Annotated in this window: 18 protein-coding genes; 4 read left to right on the top strand and 14 right to left on the bottom strand. The window is 61.4% G+C overall.

Annotated features, from left to right (window positions below; genetic code table 11):
• Positions 1-73: 73 nt before the first annotated feature.
• Positions 74-781 carry an HPP family protein gene (locus BJ917_RS00300; RefSeq protein ID WP_121100892.1) on the top strand — a complete coding sequence of 236 codons (708 nt, stop codon included), beginning with the start codon at positions 74-76 and terminating at the stop codon, positions 779-781.
• Between the two features lie 128 nt (positions 782-909).
• On the opposite strand, the gene astA is transcribed toward BJ917_RS00300, so the two are convergent.
• From astA to BJ917_RS00265, 7 genes are all read right to left on the bottom strand, one after another.
• A complete protein-coding gene (gene astA, locus BJ917_RS00295) occupies positions 910-1,944 on the bottom strand; it encodes an arginine N-succinyltransferase (protein WP_121100889.1) in 1,035 nt (344 codons plus the stop codon).
• On the bottom strand, positions 1,941-2,879 hold the full coding sequence (gene ctlX, locus BJ917_RS00290) for a citrulline utilization hydrolase CtlX (protein ID WP_121100886.1): 939 nt from the start codon (positions 2,877-2,879) through the stop codon (positions 1,941-1,943). The genes astA and ctlX overlap by 4 nt, the downstream gene beginning before the upstream one ends.
• Before the next feature lie 238 nt (positions 2,880-3,117).
• On the bottom strand, positions 3,118-3,597 hold the full coding sequence (locus BJ917_RS00285; RefSeq protein ID WP_007974731.1) for an Lrp/AsnC family transcriptional regulator: 480 nt from the start codon (positions 3,595-3,597) through the stop codon (positions 3,118-3,120).
• Positions 3,598-3,609: 12 nt separating this feature from the next.
• Positions 3,610-4,371 (bottom strand): ABC transporter ATP-binding protein, encoded by a 762-nt coding sequence (locus tag BJ917_RS00280; RefSeq protein ID WP_096511685.1) that lies wholly within the window; start codon positions 4,369-4,371, stop codon positions 3,610-3,612.
• A 57-nt stretch (positions 4,372-4,428) separates the two neighbouring features.
• A complete protein-coding gene (locus BJ917_RS00275) occupies positions 4,429-5,139 on the bottom strand; it encodes an ABC transporter permease (protein ID WP_096511686.1) in 711 nt (236 codons plus the stop codon).
• Entirely contained in the window at positions 5,136-5,861 is a 726-nt protein-coding gene (locus BJ917_RS00270; protein ID WP_096511687.1) for an ABC transporter permease, read from the bottom strand. The genes BJ917_RS00275 and BJ917_RS00270 overlap by 4 nt, the downstream gene beginning before the upstream one ends.
• A gap of 59 nt (positions 5,862-5,920) precedes the next feature.
• Positions 5,921-6,700 carry a transporter substrate-binding domain-containing protein gene (locus BJ917_RS00265; RefSeq protein WP_121100883.1) on the bottom strand — a complete coding sequence of 260 codons (780 nt, stop codon included), beginning with the start codon at positions 6,698-6,700 and terminating at the stop codon, positions 5,921-5,923.
• A 555-nt stretch (positions 6,701-7,255) separates the two neighbouring features.
• Between BJ917_RS00265 and BJ917_RS00255 the strand changes: the two genes are divergently transcribed.
• Positions 7,256-8,362, top strand: coding sequence for an enoyl-CoA hydratase/isomerase family protein (locus tag BJ917_RS00255; RefSeq protein WP_121100877.1), 1,107 nt, complete (start codon positions 7,256-7,258; stop codon positions 8,360-8,362).
• Positions 8,363-8,365: 3 nt separating this feature from the next.
• Positions 8,366-9,517 (top strand): acyl-CoA dehydrogenase family protein, encoded by a 1,152-nt coding sequence (locus BJ917_RS00250; protein WP_096511690.1) that lies wholly within the window; start codon positions 8,366-8,368, stop codon positions 9,515-9,517.
• Positions 9,518-9,630: 113 nt separating this feature from the next.
• On the opposite strand, the gene BJ917_RS00245 is transcribed toward BJ917_RS00250, so the two are convergent.
• The 7 genes from BJ917_RS00245 to BJ917_RS00210 form a co-directional block, all read right to left on the bottom strand.
• The gene (locus tag BJ917_RS00245) at positions 9,631-10,506 is read right to left on the bottom strand and encodes an NAD(P)-dependent oxidoreductase (RefSeq protein WP_121100872.1); all 876 of its coding nucleotides are present in this window, start codon (positions 10,504-10,506) and stop codon (positions 9,631-9,633) included.
• A 162-nt stretch (positions 10,507-10,668) separates the two neighbouring features.
• Positions 10,669-11,442: an enoyl-CoA hydratase gene (locus BJ917_RS00240; RefSeq protein ID WP_096511692.1), complete on the bottom strand. Its 774-nt coding sequence runs from the start codon at positions 11,440-11,442 to the stop codon at positions 10,669-10,671.
• Between the two features lie 14 nt (positions 11,443-11,456).
• Complete coding sequence (locus BJ917_RS00235; RefSeq protein ID WP_121100870.1) at positions 11,457-12,584, bottom strand: acyl-CoA dehydrogenase; 1,128 nt, start codon at positions 12,582-12,584, stop codon at positions 11,457-11,459.
• 139 nt (positions 12,585-12,723) lie between these two features.
• Positions 12,724-13,917, bottom strand: a complete 1,194-nt coding sequence (locus BJ917_RS00225) for an acetyl-CoA C-acyltransferase (protein WP_121100867.1) — start codon at positions 13,915-13,917, stop codon at positions 12,724-12,726.
• 12 nt (positions 13,918-13,929) lie between these two features.
• Positions 13,930-14,691: an SDR family NAD(P)-dependent oxidoreductase gene (locus BJ917_RS00220; RefSeq protein ID WP_096511695.1), complete on the bottom strand. Its 762-nt coding sequence runs from the start codon at positions 14,689-14,691 to the stop codon at positions 13,930-13,932.
• Positions 14,692-14,707: 16 nt separating this feature from the next.
• Positions 14,708-16,372: an AMP-binding protein gene (locus tag BJ917_RS00215; protein WP_121100864.1), complete on the bottom strand. Its 1,665-nt coding sequence runs from the start codon at positions 16,370-16,372 to the stop codon at positions 14,708-14,710.
• Between the two features lie 267 nt (positions 16,373-16,639).
• The gene (locus BJ917_RS00210) at positions 16,640-17,656 is read right to left on the bottom strand and encodes an AraC family transcriptional regulator (protein ID WP_121100861.1); all 1,017 of its coding nucleotides are present in this window, start codon (positions 17,654-17,656) and stop codon (positions 16,640-16,642) included.
• 287 nt (positions 17,657-17,943) lie between these two features.
• On the opposite strand from BJ917_RS00210, the gene efeU reads away from it, so the two are divergent.
• The gene (gene efeU / locus BJ917_RS00205) at positions 17,944-18,801 is read left to right on the top strand and encodes an iron uptake transporter permease EfeU (protein WP_096511698.1); all 858 of its coding nucleotides are present in this window, start codon (positions 17,944-17,946) and stop codon (positions 18,799-18,801) included.
• Positions 18,802-18,828: the final 27 nt, after the last annotated feature.

Genomic DNA, 18,828 nt, shown 5'->3' with positions numbered 1-18,828 from the left:
TTCAAGGGCTTTCTGGATATCCCAGACAAGCCCTTTTTTTTCCTCAGGTTTTTGTCTACGGAACGGTTTCGTCATGCTCGCTCGCTGGTTGCCCGCCGCCATCAACACCCGCCCCACCGAATGGAGCCGTGCCGCCATTGGCATGGCCCTCGGAACGATGCTCAGCGTCTGGCTGTGCGGCCAGGTGTTCGGCATCGAGGTGGCACTGCATCTGATCGGTCCGCTGGGTGCTTCGGCAGTGTTGCTGTTCGCCGTATCGTCCGGCGCACTGGCGCAGCCGTGGTCGATTATTGGCGGCTACTTGAGCGCCGGCGTGGTGTCGTTGCTGGTGGCCCACGTGCTGGGGCGGACGCTGGGCAGCGCTTGCCTGGCGGCGGGCATGGCGCTGATCCTGATGTGTTGGCTGCGTTGCCTGCATCCACCGGCCGGCGCGCTGGCGTTGACCCTGGTGCTGGCGGACCCGGCGACCATTGCCATGGACTGGAAAGCCCTGGGGCCGGTGATGCTGGGGGCCTCGATCATGCTGCTTTGCGCCCTGGCCTATAACAACCTGACGCGCATCCGTTACCCCAAGCGTGCCAGCGAACCGGTGGCGGCGGTGCCTGCCGATCACCCGCCTGCCGATAGTCAGGCGATCACTGCCCAGGACCTGAAGCTGGCGCTGGCCGACATGGAAGCCTTCTTCGACGTCACCCCTGAAGACCTTGAACAACTGATTCATGCCAGCGAACTGCACGCCAGGCGCCGCAGCATCACTGAAGTGCTCAGCAAGACTACCTGACACAACACGCCGTCCCTGTAGGAGCCGGCTTGCTGGTGAAGACGGCAGGCCAGTCAACAATGCAGTGACTGATACACCGCTATCGCCAGCAAGCCGGCTCCTACAGGTTCAACGCAGGTTCAAATCCTTCAGGCCGCAGACAATTGCCGGGCAGGCACCGCCAGGCTCACTGCCCTGACCGAATCTCCCACACCCAACCCCAACTCTTTCGCGGTTTGAGCGTCAACAATCAGCGTTCCTGCAGCCACCCGCGCCGGTGCCGCGGTAATCCGGCACTCGGCAAACAGGCGGTTATGAATCAGGTAAGTCGCTGCCTGTTCCCCCGGTGTACCGATGCTCAGTTGCAGCACCTGGCTGTCACGCACCGCTCGAATATCCCCGGTGGCGCATTCAATCAACGGACCACCGTCGAAGATGTCGATGTAATCGCGATGCTCGAACCCTTCAGCCTGGAGCATGCCCAGCGCCGGTTCGGTGTTGGGATGAACCCGGCCGATGACCGACCGCGCAGCCTCCGGCAACAGGCAGGTCGGCAGCGGAAATTTGGGCATCAACTCCGCGATGAAGGTCTTGTTGCCCAGTCCGGTCAGGTAGTCGGCATCGGCGAAGTCCATTTTGAAGAAGTGCCGCCCCAATCCCTCCCAGAACGGAGAAACACCTTGGGCGTCTGAATAGCCGCGCATTTCGGCGATGACCTTGTCCCCGAAGTGCTGACGAAACTCCGCCAGGAACAGGAACCGCGCCTTCGACAACAAACGACCATTGAGTCCACTGCGATGATCGGCGTGTAGAAACAGTGAACACAGCTCGGAATGGCCCGTCATGTCGTTGCCAAGGAACAGCGTCGGCAACTGCTGGTTGATCCCGAGGTTTTTCGACGCGGCGACAAACAAACCCAGCCGATAGTTGTACCAGGGCTCACGCAGGCCGACGGCACCGGCCAGCGCACAAATACCGATCGCCTCTTGCTGGTCGTTCTCCAGCACAAACAAGTAGTCGGCGTCGGCGCGTTCGGCTTCGCCGGCAAAGGTTTTCTGCGCCCACTCCAGACGCTGACGCAAACGCGCCGCGTCGGCCGGCAAAGTGGTCAAACCCGCCCCAGCGCTATGGGCAAGGGCTAACAATGCCGGCAAATCTGCCGGTGCAGCGGGACGGACGATCATCGCACTTGCTCCCTGGCAGCCGGATGCCTGGGCAGAAAGACCTCGGCCAACATGCAGCGGGCGCTGCCGCCACCGATACGCTCGATGGTGTCGATAGTCACCGGCAACGGTGTGGTGTGGGCTTCGATCAACCGACGCTGGCCGGCATTCAGCGATTGCCAGGCCGTGCGTGACATCACCAGCACCGGTTCGCCCGCGGCGTTGTGCACTTCGAGCATATTGCCGGCGAAGGACTCCAGTTGCGCCCAGTCCAGGGCGATCACCTGCTTGCCGCTGTCTTCCAGGCGCGCGCGCAGCGCCTGGCGTTCGTCGGGGTCAGCCACCGATGCCAGGCACGCCACGGCCAGGCGCGTGCCAACGCTCATCATCACGTTGGTGTGGTAAATCGCCACGCCCTGGCGGTCAACCGCGTTAAATGCGCAGAGCTCGTAGCCCAAATGATCGACCACCTGATCCAGTGCCCGGGCGTGGGTGCGGGTGGAATAGCCGGCGTAGCAAATCCGCTGTTGCCGGTCCAGCACCATGCTGCCGGTGCCTTCGAGGAACACGTCCTGCTGTTCGAGGCTGGATAGATCCAGCAGCCGTTCAACCCTGTATTCGTCCCGCAATCGGTCCAGTACACCTTTGTCCCGCTCCAGGCGTCGGTTATGACCCTGCATCGGGTACAACACCAACGTGCCATCGGGATGGCTGCTCCACCAGTTGTTGGGAAAGATCGAGTCCGGGGTATGCGGCGCTTCAAGGTCGTTGTGAACCAGGACTTCAACGCCATGGCTGCGCAGCGCAGTGACGTAGCCGTCGAACTCTTGCAGGGCCTTGAGCTGCACGTCTTCGGACACCGCGGCCGGGCGCTGGAAGCGGTTGTTTGCCGCCGTGTCCTGATTGAAGGAAAAACGTGTCGGGCGAATCATCAAAACAGTATTGGTGGTTTGCATGGGCACAGATTCAATGAGGGTTGAGAGAGGCTCATTGTCTGTTTCGAGACGGGAAAAACCCGGTTGATAACGGCTATGACGGTGATCGAAACGGCTGAAGATGCTGGCCCGTTCAGCCGATTCGGCGAACAACACAAATCAACTGTGGGAGCGAGCCTGCTCGCGAAGGCGGAGTGTCATCAAACATCAATGTGGACTGACACACCGCTTTCGCGAGCAGGCTCGCTCCCACAAGTTGCTATTCCATCGTGGTCTTGACCATCGCCAGTTCCGGGTGGCTGACCAGTTTGTCGATGTGCAAATCCGGGTCGTCGAACCAGACTTCGGTCAGCACCCGGTAATGTTCCATGTCCCGGCAACGCATGCGCAGGCTGTAGTCGAACGCGCCGCTAATCAACCGGCATTCCAGCACTTGCGGGCAAGCACGGACCTTGGCCTCGAAGGCTTTTTGCGCGGCACGCCCGCTCTGGTTCGACAGCGCGACCAACACCAGCAGCGACAGCCCGGGCGTCAGTTTTTTCTCATCGAGAATCGCGCCATACCCGCGAATGACCCCGAGCTGTTCGAGTTTACGCACCCGTTCCAGACAGGGTCTGGGCGTCAGGTGCACGCGTTCGGACAGCTTTTGATAAGTGATGCGCCCTTCGTGGCGCAACACTTCGATGATGGCCTGATCGATACGATCAAGCACAATCGACAGATCGCGGATATCCGCCATGTATGTCTTGCCTCACTTCAAACGACCCGATAGGAATTGCTGTAAACGTTCACTCTTGGGCTGGTCAAGGATCAATGCGTCACCCTGCTCCTCGACCCGGCCCTGATGCAAGAACAACACCTGGCTGGAGACCTGCCGGGCAAAGCCCATTTCATGGGTCACCATCAGCATGGTCCGGCCTTCTTCGGCCAGTGCCTGGATCACCTTCAGCACTTCACCCACCAGTTCCGGATCAAGCGCGGAGGTCGGCTCGTCGAACAACAGGATTTCCGGTTCCACCGCCAGCGCCCGGGCAATCGCCACCCGTTGCTGTTGACCGCCGGACAGGAACGCCGGGTACTGATCGGCGACCCGTTGCGGCAAACCGACCTTGTCCAGATAGGCCCGCGCACTCTCTTCAGCAGCCTTGCGACTCATCCCCAGCACCCGACAGGGCGCCAATACGATGTTTTCCAGCACGGTCAGGTGGCTCCACAGATTGAAATGCTGGAACACCATTGCCAATCGCGTGCGCAAACGCTGCAACTGCCTGGGGTTGGCCACGCGCATGCCACCGACACCCTGACGCGTAAGCACCCGCTCGCCATCCAGTGCAATCGCCCCTTCGTCAGCGCGCTCCAGAAAGTTGATGCAACGCAACATGGTGCTTTTACCCGAACCGCTGGCGCCGATCATGCTCACCACGTCCCCAGCGCGTGCGTTCAACGAGACGCCCTTGAGCACTTCATTGTCACCAAAACGTTTATACAGATTTTCAACCGTGAGTTTGTACATGCGAGTGCTCCTGGAGCGGCTGCCTGCTGGGCGCCGCTCTGGATTGAAGAATGAAAGTCAGTGGGTCGGGCCGAGAAAACTCAGCCAGCGCTTCTCCGCCAGGCGGAACGCCGCGACCAGCCCGAACGACAGCCCGAGGTACAGCAGGCCGGCAATGCCGAAGGCCTGAAAGGTCATGAAGGTCGCGGCATTGGCATCCCGGGCGATTTTCAAAATGTCCGGAATCGTTGCGGTAAACGCTACCGAAGTCGCGTGCAGCATCAGGATCACTTCGTTGCTGTAATACGGCAGCGCGCGGCGCAATGCCGAGGGCAGGATCAGCTGCAGATACAGGCGCCAGCCACTCAGGCCGTAGGCATGCGCCGCTTCGATTTCGCCGTAGGGAATGCTGCGGATCGCCCCGGCGAAAATTTCCACGGTGTAAGCGCAGGTGTTGAGGGTGAATGCCAACAAGGTGCAATTCATCGCGTCGCGGAAAAACGCTTCGAGCAATGGCTGCGAGCGCACCACGGCAATGCCGTATATCCCGCTGTAGCAAATCAGCAGCTGGATATACAACGGCGTGCCGCGAAACACATAGGTGAACAGCTGAACCGGCCAGCGCAACAGACCCCAACGCGAAACCCGCAGGATCGCCAGGGGCAATGACAAGACAAACCCCATCGCGATGCTCGCCACCAGCAACCACAACGTCATGGCCAGCCCGGTCAGGGTTTCGCCGTCGCTGAACAGAAAGGGTTTCCAGTATTCGGCAATCAACTCGATCATCGCGCCATCCCCCGCACGCCCTGGTTGTAGCGTCGCTCCAGCACCCGCAACACAGAGTTCGACGCACTGGTGATCAGCAGGTAGAGGGCTGCGGCCAGCAGCAGAAAATCAAGCATATTGAACGTGCTTTTGCCGGCCTCCTGCGCCACCTTGACCAGGTCCGACAGTCCGATGATCGACACCAGCGCCGTGGCCTTGAGCAGCACCAGCCAGTTGTTGCCCAGGCTCGGCAAGGCGAAACGCATCATTTGCGGGAATACCACGAAACGAAAACGCTGCCAGCGATTGAGGCCAAAACACGCGGCGGCTTCCTGTTGCCCGCGCGGCACACTCAGGATCGCCCCGCGAAAGGTCTCGGTGAAATACGCGCCATAGATAAAACCGAGGGTGACAATGCCGGCCACAAACGGGTCGATCTCCATGTAAGGCCAGCCCATGGTCTCGGTCAGGGCGCTCAGCCAGCCTTGCAGGCTGTAGAAAATCAGCAGCATCAACACCAGGTCCGGCACGCCGCGGATCAGCGTCGTGTAGAAGGTCGCCGGCAGGTTGAGAAGTTTGAGCGGCGACAACTTGGCCGCCGCACCGAGCAACCCCAGTGCCATGCTCACCAATAGCGCAAGCGCCGACAGTTTGAGGGTGACCCAGGTGCCGTGCAGCAACAAAGGGCCATAGCCTTGCAGGGCCGAAAGGTCGACCCCCAGAACATTCAGGAAGGAATTCACGCCAGTCACCTGTCTTGATGCCCCCCTATCGCTGCAACACAACGACAGGGGGGCGAGGATCAGTTGTTGTAGAGGTCCAGATCGCCGAAATGCTTCTGCTGGATCTGTGCGTAGATACCCTTGTCATGCAGGGCCTTGATGGCGGCATTGAGCATGCCTTTGAGTTCTTCGTTGTCCTTGCGCACGCCAATGGCGATTTCCGACGGCACCAGCGGGTCACTGATGCCTTCGCTGTTCTGGAAACCGGCCCCTTGTGGCGAGGTCAGGAAGCTCATCTGCGCTTGCAGCTTGTCCTGGATCGACGCATCGAGACGGCCATACACCAGGTCGGCGTAGACCTGATCCTGATTCTGATACGCGCGCAACTTCACCCCGCCCGGACCCAGTTTGGCCTTGGCGTAGGTTTCCTGAATCGTGCCCTGCATGTAGCCGATGGTCTTGCCGCGCAGCGACTCGGCGGTGGGCAACAGGCGGGAGTCCTTGCGGGTGACGATGGCGGTCGGCCCGGCGTACAGGCGATCGGTGAAATCGATCTGTTTTTTGCGTGCATCGGTCACGGTCATCGAGGACTCGATGGCGTCGAACTTCCCGGCCTTGAGCCCCGGAATCAATCCGTCGAAATCGTTGCTGACCCAAACACAGGTGAGCTTCAGCTCGGCACAAATCGCATTGCCCAAATCCACGCCGAAACCCTGCACGCCGCCATCGGCCGTGGTGGATTCAAAGGGTGGGTAGCTCGGATTGACGCCAAATCGCAATTCCTTCCATTCCTTGGCGCTCGCGCCGGTGGTGCAGCACAGCAACGCGAGTGCCGGCAAAGTCAGCCATTTGATGTTCATCTTCTTGAGTCCCGGATTATTTTGATTTATCGCGATCCGGCGACTGCGCCGAACCACACTTTTTTACAGGGGCAGAGAGTCGATGCGGTTCTCACCGCAGCCATATTTATTGTTGTTTTCGACCGGTTCAAGCCAGTCGCCGGATGTGAAGTCCATCTCCAGCGCAGTGCAACAAGCGCTTTAAACGGACCGTCAGGATGCCAATTGCCGGGACGGCGCGGGTGTCGTAAGCCGGCGTTAAAACAGCGCAACTGCGCTGAACACAGGCTGCTCACAGCCGATTCTGTCGCCGATTGCCGCGCATCCCCTGTAGGAGCCGGCTTGCTGGCGATGGCGGTGGGTCAGGCACCGCATTGTTGACTGGCCCCTGGTCTTCGCCAGCAAGCCGGCTCCTACAAGGGGCGCGTAACCCAGGCCCCTTCCGTTCTCAACTGCAAAAATGCACAGCCAACCTGCAGTTATCCGGGTTGTACACGGCAAATTTGCACTGTTACGATCCAGCATCGCTCGCGCGCGAGCTTGTCTATAAAGAACAATAAAAGCAGGGAGTTACTGATGACTGCTCAGGTTTCTTCTCCGGGGACCACGTCCATGGATGCCATGCAAAACGAAGTGCTGGCCGAAGTTCGCAACCACGTCGGTCATTTGACCCTCAACCGCCCCGCCGGCCTCAACGCCCTGACCCTGGACATGGTCCGCAGCCTGCACCGCCAGCTCGATGCCTGGGCCCAGGACCCGCAGGTGCATGCGGTGGTCCTGCGCGGTGCCGGCGAAAAAGCCTTCTGCGCCGGTGGCGACATTCGTTCGCTGCATGACAGCTTCAAAAGCGGCGGCACGCTGCACGAAGATTTCTTCGTCGAAGAATATGCCCTCGACCTCGCGATTCATCACTACCGCAAACCGGTCCTGGCATTGATGGACGGCTTTGTCCTGGGCGGCGGCATGGGTCTGGTACAGGGCGCCGATCTGCGGGTAGTCACCGAAAAGAGCCGCCTGGCGATGCCGGAAGTGGGTATCGGTTACTTCCCGGACGTCGGTGGCAGTTACTTCCTGCCGCGCATTCCCGGCGAACTGGGGATATACCTGGGCGTCAGCGGCGTGCAGATCCGCGCGGCCGATGCCTTGTATTGCGGCCTGGCCGACTGGTATCTGGACAGCAGCAAGCTGGCCGCGTTGGACGAAAAACTCGATCAGCTGCAATGGCACGACACACCGCTCAAAGACCTGCAAGGCATGCTGGCGACACTCGCCGTGCAACAGCTGCCTGACGCCCCGTTGCACGCGCTGCGCCCGGCCATCGACCACTTCTTCGCCTTGCCTGATGTGCCGAGTATTGTTGAGCAATTGCGGGAAGTAACGGTCGCCGACAGCCATGTGTGGGCCACCACCACCGCCGACCTGCTGCAAACCCGTTCGCCGCTGGCCATGGGCGTGACGCTGGAGATGCTGCGACGCGGTCGGCACTTGAGCCTTGAACAATGCTTCGCCCTTGAGCTGCACCTGGACCGCCAGTGGTTCGAGCGCGGCGACCTGATCGAAGGCGTGCGCGCCTTGCTGATCGACAAAGACAAGAACCCGCGCTGGAATCCGCCCACCCTCCAGGCGTTGGACGCCGGACACGTGGCGAGTTTCTTCAACGGGTTTGACCAGACCGGGAGCTGAGCCATGCACGATATCGAATTGAGCGAAGAGCAAGTCATGATCCGCGACATGGCCCGGGACTTTGCCCGCGGTGAAATCGCCCCCCATGCCCAGGCCTGGGAGAAGGCCGGCTGGATCGACGACGCGCTGGTGGCGAAGATGGGCGAACTCGGCCTGCTGGGCATGGTGGTGCCCGAGGAATGGGGCGGCACCTACGTCGATTACGTCGCCTATGCCCTGGCGGTGGAGGAAATATCCGCCGGTGACGGCGCCACTGGCGCGATGATGAGCATCCACAACTCGGTGGGCTGTGGGCCGGTGCTCAACTACGGCACTGAAGAACAGAAGCAGACCTGGCTGGCGGATCTGGCCAGCGGCCAGGCCATCGGCTGCTTTTGCCTGACCGAACCCCAGGCCGGTTCCGAAGCGCACAACCTGCGTACCCGCGCCGAACTGCGCGACGGCCAGTGGGTGATCAACGGCGCCAAGCAGTTTGTCAGCAACGGCAAACGGGCAAAACTGGCGATCGTGTTTGCCGTGACCGACCCGGACCTCGGCAAGCGTGGCATTTCGGCGTTCCTGGTGCCCACCAGTACCCCCGGCTTCACTGTGGACCGCAGCGAACACAAGATGGGCATCCGCGCTTCCGATACCTGCGCGGTGACGCTGAACGACTGCACCGTCCCCGAGGCCAACCTGCTGGGTGAACGCGGCAAAGGCCTGGCCATCGCCCTGTCCAACCTCGAAGGCGGCCGCATCGGCATCGCCGCCCAGGCGCTGGGCATTGCCCGTGCGGCGTTCGAAGCCGCGCTGGCCTACGCCCGCGATCGCGTGCAGTTCGGCAAGCCGATCATCGAGCACCAGAGCATCGCCAACCTGCTGGCGGACATGCACATGCAACTCAACGCCGCACGGCTGATGATCCTGCATGCCGCGCGTCTGCGCAGTGCCGGCCAGCCCTGCCTGTCGGAGGCTTCGCAGGCCAAGCTGTTCGCGTCGGAAATGGCCGAGAAGGTCTGCTCGTCAGCGATACAGATTCATGGCGGCTATGGGTATCTGGAGGATTATCCGGTGGAGCGTTACTACCGGGATGCGCGGATCACGCAGATTTACGAGGGGTCGAGCGAGATTCAGCGGATGGTGATTGCCCGGGAACTGAAAAACTATCTGGTTTGAAGATTTAAAGGCTTCGCGAGCAGGCTCGCTCCCACAAAGGATCTTCAATGTGCATGAGATCTCATGTGGGAGCGAGCCTGCTCGCGAAGGCGTCATCGAATACCCCTCATCACTTAACCCTGCCCGGAACGCTTGATCGCCCTCACCCCCAGCGCCGCCAGATCGCTCTCCCCCTCGCCCAGCGCCACCGCATCCAGCAGGTTATCGCGCAACACACTGGCAAACGGCAGCGGCACGTGATTCGGCTCCCCGGCTTTCAACGCCAACCCCACATCCTTCAGACCCAGACGTAACGTGAACCCCGCCCCCTCGGTTTCACGCCGGGCGATCTTCGGCCCATAGACCTTGTAGGCCGGTGCCGCGAACAATGTGCTGGTAATGAAATCGACAAAATCGGTATTGGCCACGCCATAACTTTGCGTCAACGCCATCGCTTCACCGGTGGCTTCGATGGCACTGATCAGCATCATGTTGGTGGCGATTTTGAGAATGCCGGCATTGAGTGGGTCTTCACCCATGGGCCAGGTTTTCTGCCCGAGTACGTCCAGCAATGGCTGAACCTTGGCAATGGCCGCTTGAGGACCGGCGACGGCGATATTGAGCAAGCCGGATTCGGCCAGATCATTGCGCCCGAACACTGGCGCGGCAATCAACTGGACCCCGGCGCTGGCGTGCGCCTCGACCATCTCCCGAATGAACGCCACCGACAGTGTGGCCATGCTCAAGTGAATCAGACCCGGCTTGCTCGAAGCCAGGGCACCGCTGTCGATCAGGATGCTGCGGGTCACGGCGTCATCGGCGAGCATGCTGATCACGACTTCGGCATCGAATGCCTCGCCCGGGTGTTTGAGAGCGACGGCGCCCTGTTTCACCAGCGTCTCGACCGCGCCTTGACTGCGGTTCCATACCAGCACCTGATGACCAGCCTTGAGTAGATTGGCTGCCATGCCTTTACCCATGGAACCCAGCCCGATGAATCCGATGCGCATGTCGACCTCCGGTGATTTGGTTCACGAAAGTCGTCAAGAATAGCTGAGTTTGCAGGTCCTAAAAGCTTCGCGAGCAGGCTCGCTCCCACAGAGGATCTCATTAGCACTCAGATCTACTGTGGGAGCGAGCCTGCTCGCGAAGACGTCCGTGAAGACGCTATATCACTTGCCTTGGAACTCCGCCTCACGCTTGGCAACGAACGCCGCCATCCCTTCTTTCTGATCCTGGGTCGCAAACGCCGCATGGAACACCCGACGCTCGAAGCGCACGCCTTCGGACAGGCTCACTTCAAAGGCACGGTTGACGCTTTCCTTGACCATCATTGCAATCGGCAAGGACTTTTTGGCGATCAACGCCGCGACTTTCAGCGCTTCATCCAGCAGCTCATCACTCGGCACGATGCGCGCGACGATCCCGCAACGCTCCGCTTCCACCGCATCGATCAGGCGCCCGCTCAGGCACATTTCCATGGCCTTGGCCTTGCCCACGGCGCGGGTCAGGCGCTGGGTGCCGCCCATGCCCGGCAGCACGCCGAGGTTGATTTCCGGCTGGCCGAATTTGGCGTTGTCGCCAGCCAGAATGAAATCGCACATCAGCGCCAGCTCACAGCCGCCACCCAGGGCGAAACCGTTGACCGCGGCAATGATCGGCTTGCGGCGATTGGCCACGCGATCGCTATCGCTGAACAGGTCGTCGAGGTAGATCTGCGGGTAGGTCAGCTCGGCCATTTCCTTGATGTCGGCACCGGCGGCGAAGGCTTTTTTCGAGCCGGTCAGCACGATGCAGCCGATGTTCGAGTCCTTCTCCAGGCCATCGAGGGCGTGGTTCAGTTCGCTGACGATCTGCGCGTTCAACGCGTTGAGTGCCTGCGGACGGTTGAGGGTGATCAGGCCTACGCGGCCGTGGGTTTCCAACAGAATCGTTTCGTAGTTCACACATTCACTCCTATTCAAAGATTGCGCGAAATGACCATGCGCTGAATATCGCTGGTGCCTTCGTAGATCTGGCAAACCCGCACGTCGCGGTAGATCCGCTCCAGCGGGAAGTCGTTCAGGTAACCGTAGCCGCCGAGGGTTTGCAATGCCGAGGAGCAGACCTTTTCGGCCATTTCCGAGGCGAACAGCTTGGCCATCGATGCTTCGACCAAAGCCGGCTTGCCGCTGTCACGCAGGGCGGCGGCGTAATGCACCATCTGCCGGGCCACGGCGATCTGGGTGGCCATGTCCGCCAGGCGGAATGCGACTGCCTGATGTTCGATGATCGGCTTGCCGAAGCTCTCGCGTTCACGGGCGTAGTCGCGAGCGGCCTCGAACGCCGCACGGGCCATGCCCACCGATTGCGAGGCAATGCCGACGCGGCCGCCTTCGAGGTTGGCCAGGGCGATCCTGTAGCCTTCGCCCTCTTCGCCCAGGCGGTTGGCCACCGGGACTTTGACGTCCTCGAAGAGGATCTGGCAAGTGTCGGAGGCGTGCTGGCCGAGCTTGTCCTCGACCCGGGCGACTTTGTAGCCCGGTGAATCGGTCGGCACGATCAGCGCCGTGATGCCACGCTTGCCGGCGCTCGAGTCTGTGACGGCGAACACAATCACCACCCCGGCGTTCTGCCCGGAGGTGATGAATTGTTTGCAACCGTTGAGCACGTAGTGATCGCCTTCCAGGCGGGCGCGGGTTTTCAGGCCGCTGGCGTCGGAACCGGCCTGGGGTTCGGTCAAGGCGAAAGCGCCGAGCATCGCGCCGCTGGCCAGGGGCTTGAGGAAGCGTTCTTTCTGATCGTCGGTGCCGTAGTTGAGGATCGGCACGCAACCCACCGAGTTGTGCACGCTCATGATGGTCGAGCAGGCGCCGTCGCCGGCGGCGATTTCTTCCAGGGCCATGGCATAGGCCAGGTAACCGGTGTCGCAACCGCCCCATTGCTCCGGCACCAACATGCCGAAAAAGCCCAGTTCGGCCATTTCGCCGATGGCTTCCTTGGGGAAGCGGTGCTCACGGTCCCATTCGGCGGCGAAGGGTTTCAGCCGTTCCTGGGCAAACTGCCGGGCGGCGTCGCTGATCTGAAGTTGTTCGTCATTGGGGATCATGACCAGTCCTTAATTGGGTTAAAGCATTAACCCTGTAGGAGCGAGCCTGCTCGCGAATGCGGTGTGCCATTCAACAAAATTGTCGACTGACACGGCGCCTTCGCGAGCAGGCTCGCTCCCACAGGGATTGGCGTTCGCCTTAATACAGGCATTCCACGGCCATCGCCGTCGCTTCCCCACCGCCGATGCAGATCGCCGCCACGCCGCGCTTGAGGCCTTTTTGGCGCAAGGCCGAGAGCAAGGTCACCAGAATCCGCGCGCCGGAGGCACCGATCGGGTGGCCCAGGGCGCAAGCGCCGCCGTGCACGTTGAGCTTCTCATGGGGGATTTCCAGGTGGGTCATCGCGGCCATGCCAACCACGGCGAAGGCTTCGTTGACTTCCACCAGATCGACCTGATCCAGCGACCAGCCGGTTTTCTTCATCAGTTTCTTGATCGCGCCAACCGGTGCCACCGGGAACAGGCCCGGTGTATCGGCAAATGCCGCGTGGCCATGAATCACCGCCAGCGGTTTGAGGCCGCGCTTGTCGGCTTCGGAACGGCGCATCAACACCAGGGCCGCCGCGCCGTCGGAGATCGAACTGGAGTTGGCTGCGGTCACGGTGCCACCATCGCGGAACGCCGGTTTGAGCGAGGCGATCTTGTCCAGCTTGGCTTTCGGCGGCTGTTCGTCGTTGCTGATCACCACCTGTTCCTTGCCGACAGTGACAGTCAGCGGGACGATTTCGTCCTTGAAACTGCCGTCCTTGATCGCCTGTTGGGCGCGAGTGGTCGAGGCGATGGCAAAGGCGTCCTGGGCTTCGCGGCTGAAGTCGTTGGTTTCGGCACAGTCTTCGGCGAAAGTGCCCATCAGGCGGCCCTTGTCGTAGGCATCTTCCAGGCCGTCGAGGAACATTGAATCGAGCACCTTGCCATGCCCCATGCGGTAACCGCTGCGGGCGCGGTCCAGCAGGTAGGGTGCGTTGGACATGCTTTCCATGCCACCGGCAATGACCACATCGGCGCTGCCGGCCAGCAGCATGTCATGGGCCAGCATGGTGGTTTCCATGCCGGAGCCGCACATCTTGTTCACCGTGGTGCAGCGGGTCGACTTGTCCAGCCCGGCACCCAGCGCGGCTTGACGGGCCGGCGCCTGGCCGAGGCCGGCGGGCAATACACAACCGAACAGCACTTCATCGACGGCGTCCGGTGCAACACCGGCACGCTCGACGGCGGCCTTGATCGCGGCGGCACCGAGTTGTGGCGCGGTCAGGCTTTTCAAGTCGCCCTGGAAACCGCCCATGGGGGTGCGGACAGCGCTGACGATAACGATTGGATCATTGGCAATGGTCATGACAAATCCTCCTTATTTAGCCGCCATGCGCAAGGCACCGTCGAGACGGATCACCTCGCCATTGAGCATGCTGTTTTCAATGATATGCCTTACCAGCGAAGCGTACTCGGCTGGTTTGCCCAGGCGCGGCGGGAACGGCACGCCAGCGGCCAGGGAGTCGCGCACTTCCTGGGTCATGCCGGCCATCATCGGCGTTTCGAAAATGCCCGGGGCGATGGTCATCACGCGGATGCCGAAACGCGCCAGTTCACGGGCGGCGGGCAAGGTCAGGCTGACGATGGCACCTTTGGAGGCCGCGTAGGCCGCCTGGCCGATCTGCCCGTCATAGGCCGCCGCCGACGCGGTGTTGATGATCACGCCGCGTTCGCCACCGGCGTCCGCTTCGGTTTCGGCAATCGCCGCCGAAGCCAGGCGCAGCATGTTGAAGCTGCCGATCAGGTTGACGTTGATCACTTGGCTGAAGCTTGCCAGCGCATGCGGACCGTTCTTGCCGAGGATCTTCTCGCCGCGCACGATGCCGGCGCAGTTGACCAGGCCATTGAGGCCGCCAAAGGCCTTGACCGTGGCCTGCACCGCCGCTTGCGCCGCCGCTTCGTCGCTGATGTCCGCCACCACGCTTTGCGCGCCCAGGCGCTGGGCCTGCGCTGCGACCGCTTCGGCGTTCATGTCCACCAGCATCACCTTGGCACCGGCGGCCACCAGCATTTCAGCGGTGGCCGCACCCAGGCCGGAAGCCCCGCCGGTAACGAGAAAAACCTTGTTTTCGATCTGCATCATTGTTTCCTTCGATTCAAGCTGAAACGTTCTTCGCCGCGGCCTCTTGAGCCTTGGCGATTTCCTGGTTGCGCAAGATAAAGCGCTGCAATTTGCCGCTTGGGGTTTTCGGCAACTCGCTGACAAATTCGATTTCACGGGGGTACGAGTGCGCCGCCAGGCGTTTGCGCACGTGCTGGCGCAGCTCTTCGGCCAGTTCCGGCGCCGCGCAGTATTGCGGGCTGAGCACCACGAAGGCCTTGACCAGTTCGGTGCGCTCCGGATCGGGCTTGCCGACCACCGCCGCTTCCACTACCGCCGGGTGTTCGATCAAGGCGCTTTCCACGTCGAACGGGCCGACGCGGTAGCCGGACGTGGTGATCACATCGTCGCTGCGGCCCACGAAACTGATGCTGCCGTCCGGGTTCCACTCGACGGTGTCGCCGCTCAAGTAGTAGTGACCGACGAACGCCTTGGTCGGTGCACCTTCGTAGCCGGCGAACCAGCACATCGGCGATTGGCTGCGGTCGATGGCCAGAATGCCCGGCTGGCCGACGCCCAGTTCCTGGTACTCATCGTCCAGCACCACGATGCGATGGCCGGGCGAGGCAAAACCGGCGGCGCCCAGGTGGATCGGGTGCTCCAGGCCGTGGTGGTTGCACAGGACCATGCCCAGTTCGGTCTGGCCGTAGTGGTCATGGATGACCACCCCAAGGTTATCGGCGAACCAGCGGATCACTTCCGGGTTCAGCGGCTCCCCGGCGCTGCTGACGATGCGCAACTTGCCTTTGATCGATCGGGCGAATTCGTCGCCGCCGGCAATCAACAGGCGGTACGCCGTGGGCGAGCCGGTGAGGTTGGTGATCCCGTATTTGTTGATGACCCGGCAGGTGCTTTCGAGGGTGAACGGGCCATCGTAGAAGGTGATCGGGTGCCCCATCGACATCGGGCCGGTCACGCCGAAATAGATGCCATAGGCCCAACCCGGATCGGCGACGTTCCAGAACGCGTCCTCCGGGCGCAGATCCACGGCATCCCGGGTGTAGCTCTGGAAGGCGACGATGGCCTTGAGCGGCACCGACAGCGCTTTCGACGGACCGGTGGTGCCCGAGGTGAACATCAGCAGGAACGGGTCTTCACCGGTCAGCAGCACCGGTTCGCATTCGGGAGAATGGTTGGCCAGTTCGGCCCAGAAACTGTAATCGCCCCGGACAATGCCCTGCCCCTTGGGGCCGGTGACGGTGACGATGGTCGGGCAATCGGCGACTTCAGCGAGTTTCGGCCGGTTGACCGCGTCGGTGACCACCACTTTGGCGCCCGAGGAATTGAGGCGGTGTTCGATGGCTTTCGGGCCGAAGGCGGTGAACAGCGGCTGGTAGACCGCGCCGATGCGCCAGGTGGCGAACACGGTGATGAGCAATTCGATGTTACGCGGCAGCAGGCCGGCGACCTTGTCGCCCTTTTTAACCCCTTGCGCCAGCAGGAAATTGGCGAATCGCGCGGCCTTGTCCTGCAGGTCGCTGAAGGTATAGGTCGCGCTGGCGCCATCGCGGCCTTCCCAGAACAGCGCGATACGCCCCGGCAATGCATGCCGGTCACAACACTCGATGCAGGCATTGAGAGCCGTCAAATCGCCGGCGAGCGCGGCGTCGACGGTGTGCTGATAATTGAACTGTTCTGTGGCAGACAAGTAATCGCGCATTGCCAGAATCCCTTTGTATTTTTATTGGGTTGGGGGAACCGTGACCAACAGGGAAATACTCGCTCTGCGCGGGGTGCGGGGCAATGGTCAAAGTTATCAAGTTGCTTGACTGGTTTGGCCAAGGTTCTGAGAGATGTGGTGCCTGTGAGGGCCCCTTCGCTGGCAAGCCAGCTCCCACAGGTCATGTGTCAATTTTGAAAACACACAAATCCTGTGGGAGCTGGCTTGCCAGCGATGAGGCCTGTCCGGTCAACGCAAAATGTCTGATCAGGTGGCTTCGTTGAGGATCAAACTGCGGTAATGCCCCGGATTGGACCCCGACCACTTGCGAAACGCTTTGTAGAACGAACTCGCATCGGCAAACCCCAGTCGCGTGGCGATCTCCGCGAAGCTGATACTCGGCTCTGCCAGCCAGACAATGGCCAGTTCCTTGCGCACACTGTCCTTGAGCCCCTGGTAGGTCTGGCCCTCCTCGGCCAGTCGTCGGCGCAGGGTCGAGGCCGACATGCACAGGCGTTGCGCCAGCGCCTCGGTTTCCGGCCACTGTTCGGCAGGCAGTTGTCGCAGATCATGCTTGATCCGACTGGCCAGGCTCTGGGGGTCGCGATATTTCACCAGAATGTTCGCCGGCGCCTGAGCCAGGAAGCGCTGGAGCTCTTGCTCCGTGCGCTTGATTGGCAGATCCAGGCAATCGGCGGAGAAAATCATCCGCGTGCGTGGCCGGTCAAACCGCAGGTTCTCGGAAAACATCACCTGATAGTCATCGCAGAAATCCGGCTGCGGACAACGCAGTTCGATGGCCAGTATCGGAATGCGCCGCCCGGCCAGCCAGCACGCGACACCGTGCACGATCATCCAGTAGGTGAAGTAGGTGAAGGCGCGGCGCGGCTCGTGGTCATCTTCCAACAGCACGATTTCCGCCAGGCTCTGCTGACGCACCAGTTCGGCAGGCATGCGCTCGAGCATCAAGGACAGGAAACCCAGGCCACTGGTGAGCCCCGCCGCCAGGCTCGGCTGGACCATGGCGCAGCGACAGAGAAACGCCAGGCTACCGGATTTGAGCTTGCGCGGGTCCATGCCGAAAAACTCATCGTCCCCACGCCGCGCCAGCAGGCGCCATAGCCGCGCATAGGCGGTGGCCGGCACCCGCGCAGCATTGCTGAGCAATAGAGACGGATCGATGCCGACCTTGTTCAACGCCTCGATGGTGGTAATGCCGGGGGTGCAACTTTGCAACAGCGCTTCACGCACCAGCTGAATGGAAATGGTGTCTTTTTCCGACATTGCGCGAGGCGAGCCCTGTGCTTGTTTGAGTGGTGGGCATATTAGCGCAGCCGCCCGCGCTGCGCAGATCCCTTGTGGGAGCGAGCCTGCTCGCGAAGGCGGCTTCGCATTCAATACAAATGTGTCTGACGCTCCGCTTTCGCGAGCAGGCTTGCTCCCATAGGGGGGGCGCTGTGATATTCAGGGTTGTTCAGCTTAGGTTCAGGTAAATGTCAATGACTCCCATTTGGGAATGAGTGTCATTATGTTACAAATTAGCACCCTATCTATTTCCGACACGGTGCTGAATGCTCGTTCCTTTCCTGATCATGCTGCGCGAAGGCATCGAGGCCGCGTTGATCGTTGGCATCATCGCCAGCTACTTGAAACAGACCGGCCGCGGCCAATGGATGCCCGCTGTGTGGATCGGCGTATTCCTCGCCGCCGCCCTGGCCCTGCTGGTCGGCGGCGGCCTGGAACTGGTCAGCGCCGAGTTTCCGCAAAAGCAACAGGAACTGTTTGAAGGCGTGGTCGGCCTGCTGGCCGTCGGCATTTTGAGCTCCATGGTGTTCTGGATGCGCAAGGTGGCGCGTTCGATCAAGCATTCGTTGCAGGCGTCCCTCGATCAGGCACTGACCGGCTCCAGACATCAAGTGACGGCGCTGATTGCCATGGTGTTTTTCGCCGTGGCCCGGGAAGGCCTTGAAACGGTTTTTTTCCTGCTCGCGGTGTTCCAGCAAAGCGAAGGCCCGGCCGCACCGGTCGGTGCCCTGCTCGGCCTGATCCTGGCGATCGTCATCGGTGTCCTGATCTACACCGGCAGCATGCGCCTGAACCTTGGCGCGTTCTTTCGCTGGACCGGCCTGTTCATCCTCGTGGTAGCCGCCGGGATCCTCGCCAATTCCGTGCAAGCGCTGCACGAAGCCGGCGTCTGGAATCACCTGCAAACCGTGCTCTTCGACATCAGCTCAACGCTGCCGATGGACGGCCCGTTGGGCTCGGTGTTGGCCGGGATGTTCGGTTATCAGGATGCACCGACCGTCAGCACCCTGGGCGCGTATCTGATCTATCTGCTGGTGGCCCTGGTGATGTTCTTCCTCCCGGCTCCGACACCCAACACAGGCCCTTGTGGGAGCGAGCCTGCTCGCGATGGTCGTCAACGATAACGCGCTAAACCAGATGCCCCAGCGATG

This window comes from Pseudomonas sp. WPR_5_2, from assembly GCF_003634475.1.
GTDB lineage: Bacteria > Pseudomonadota > Gammaproteobacteria > Pseudomonadales > Pseudomonadaceae > Aquipseudomonas > Aquipseudomonas izuensis.
The sequence above is the reverse complement of the archived record's forward strand: the minus strand, read 5'-3'. Positions and strand labels throughout refer to the sequence as shown.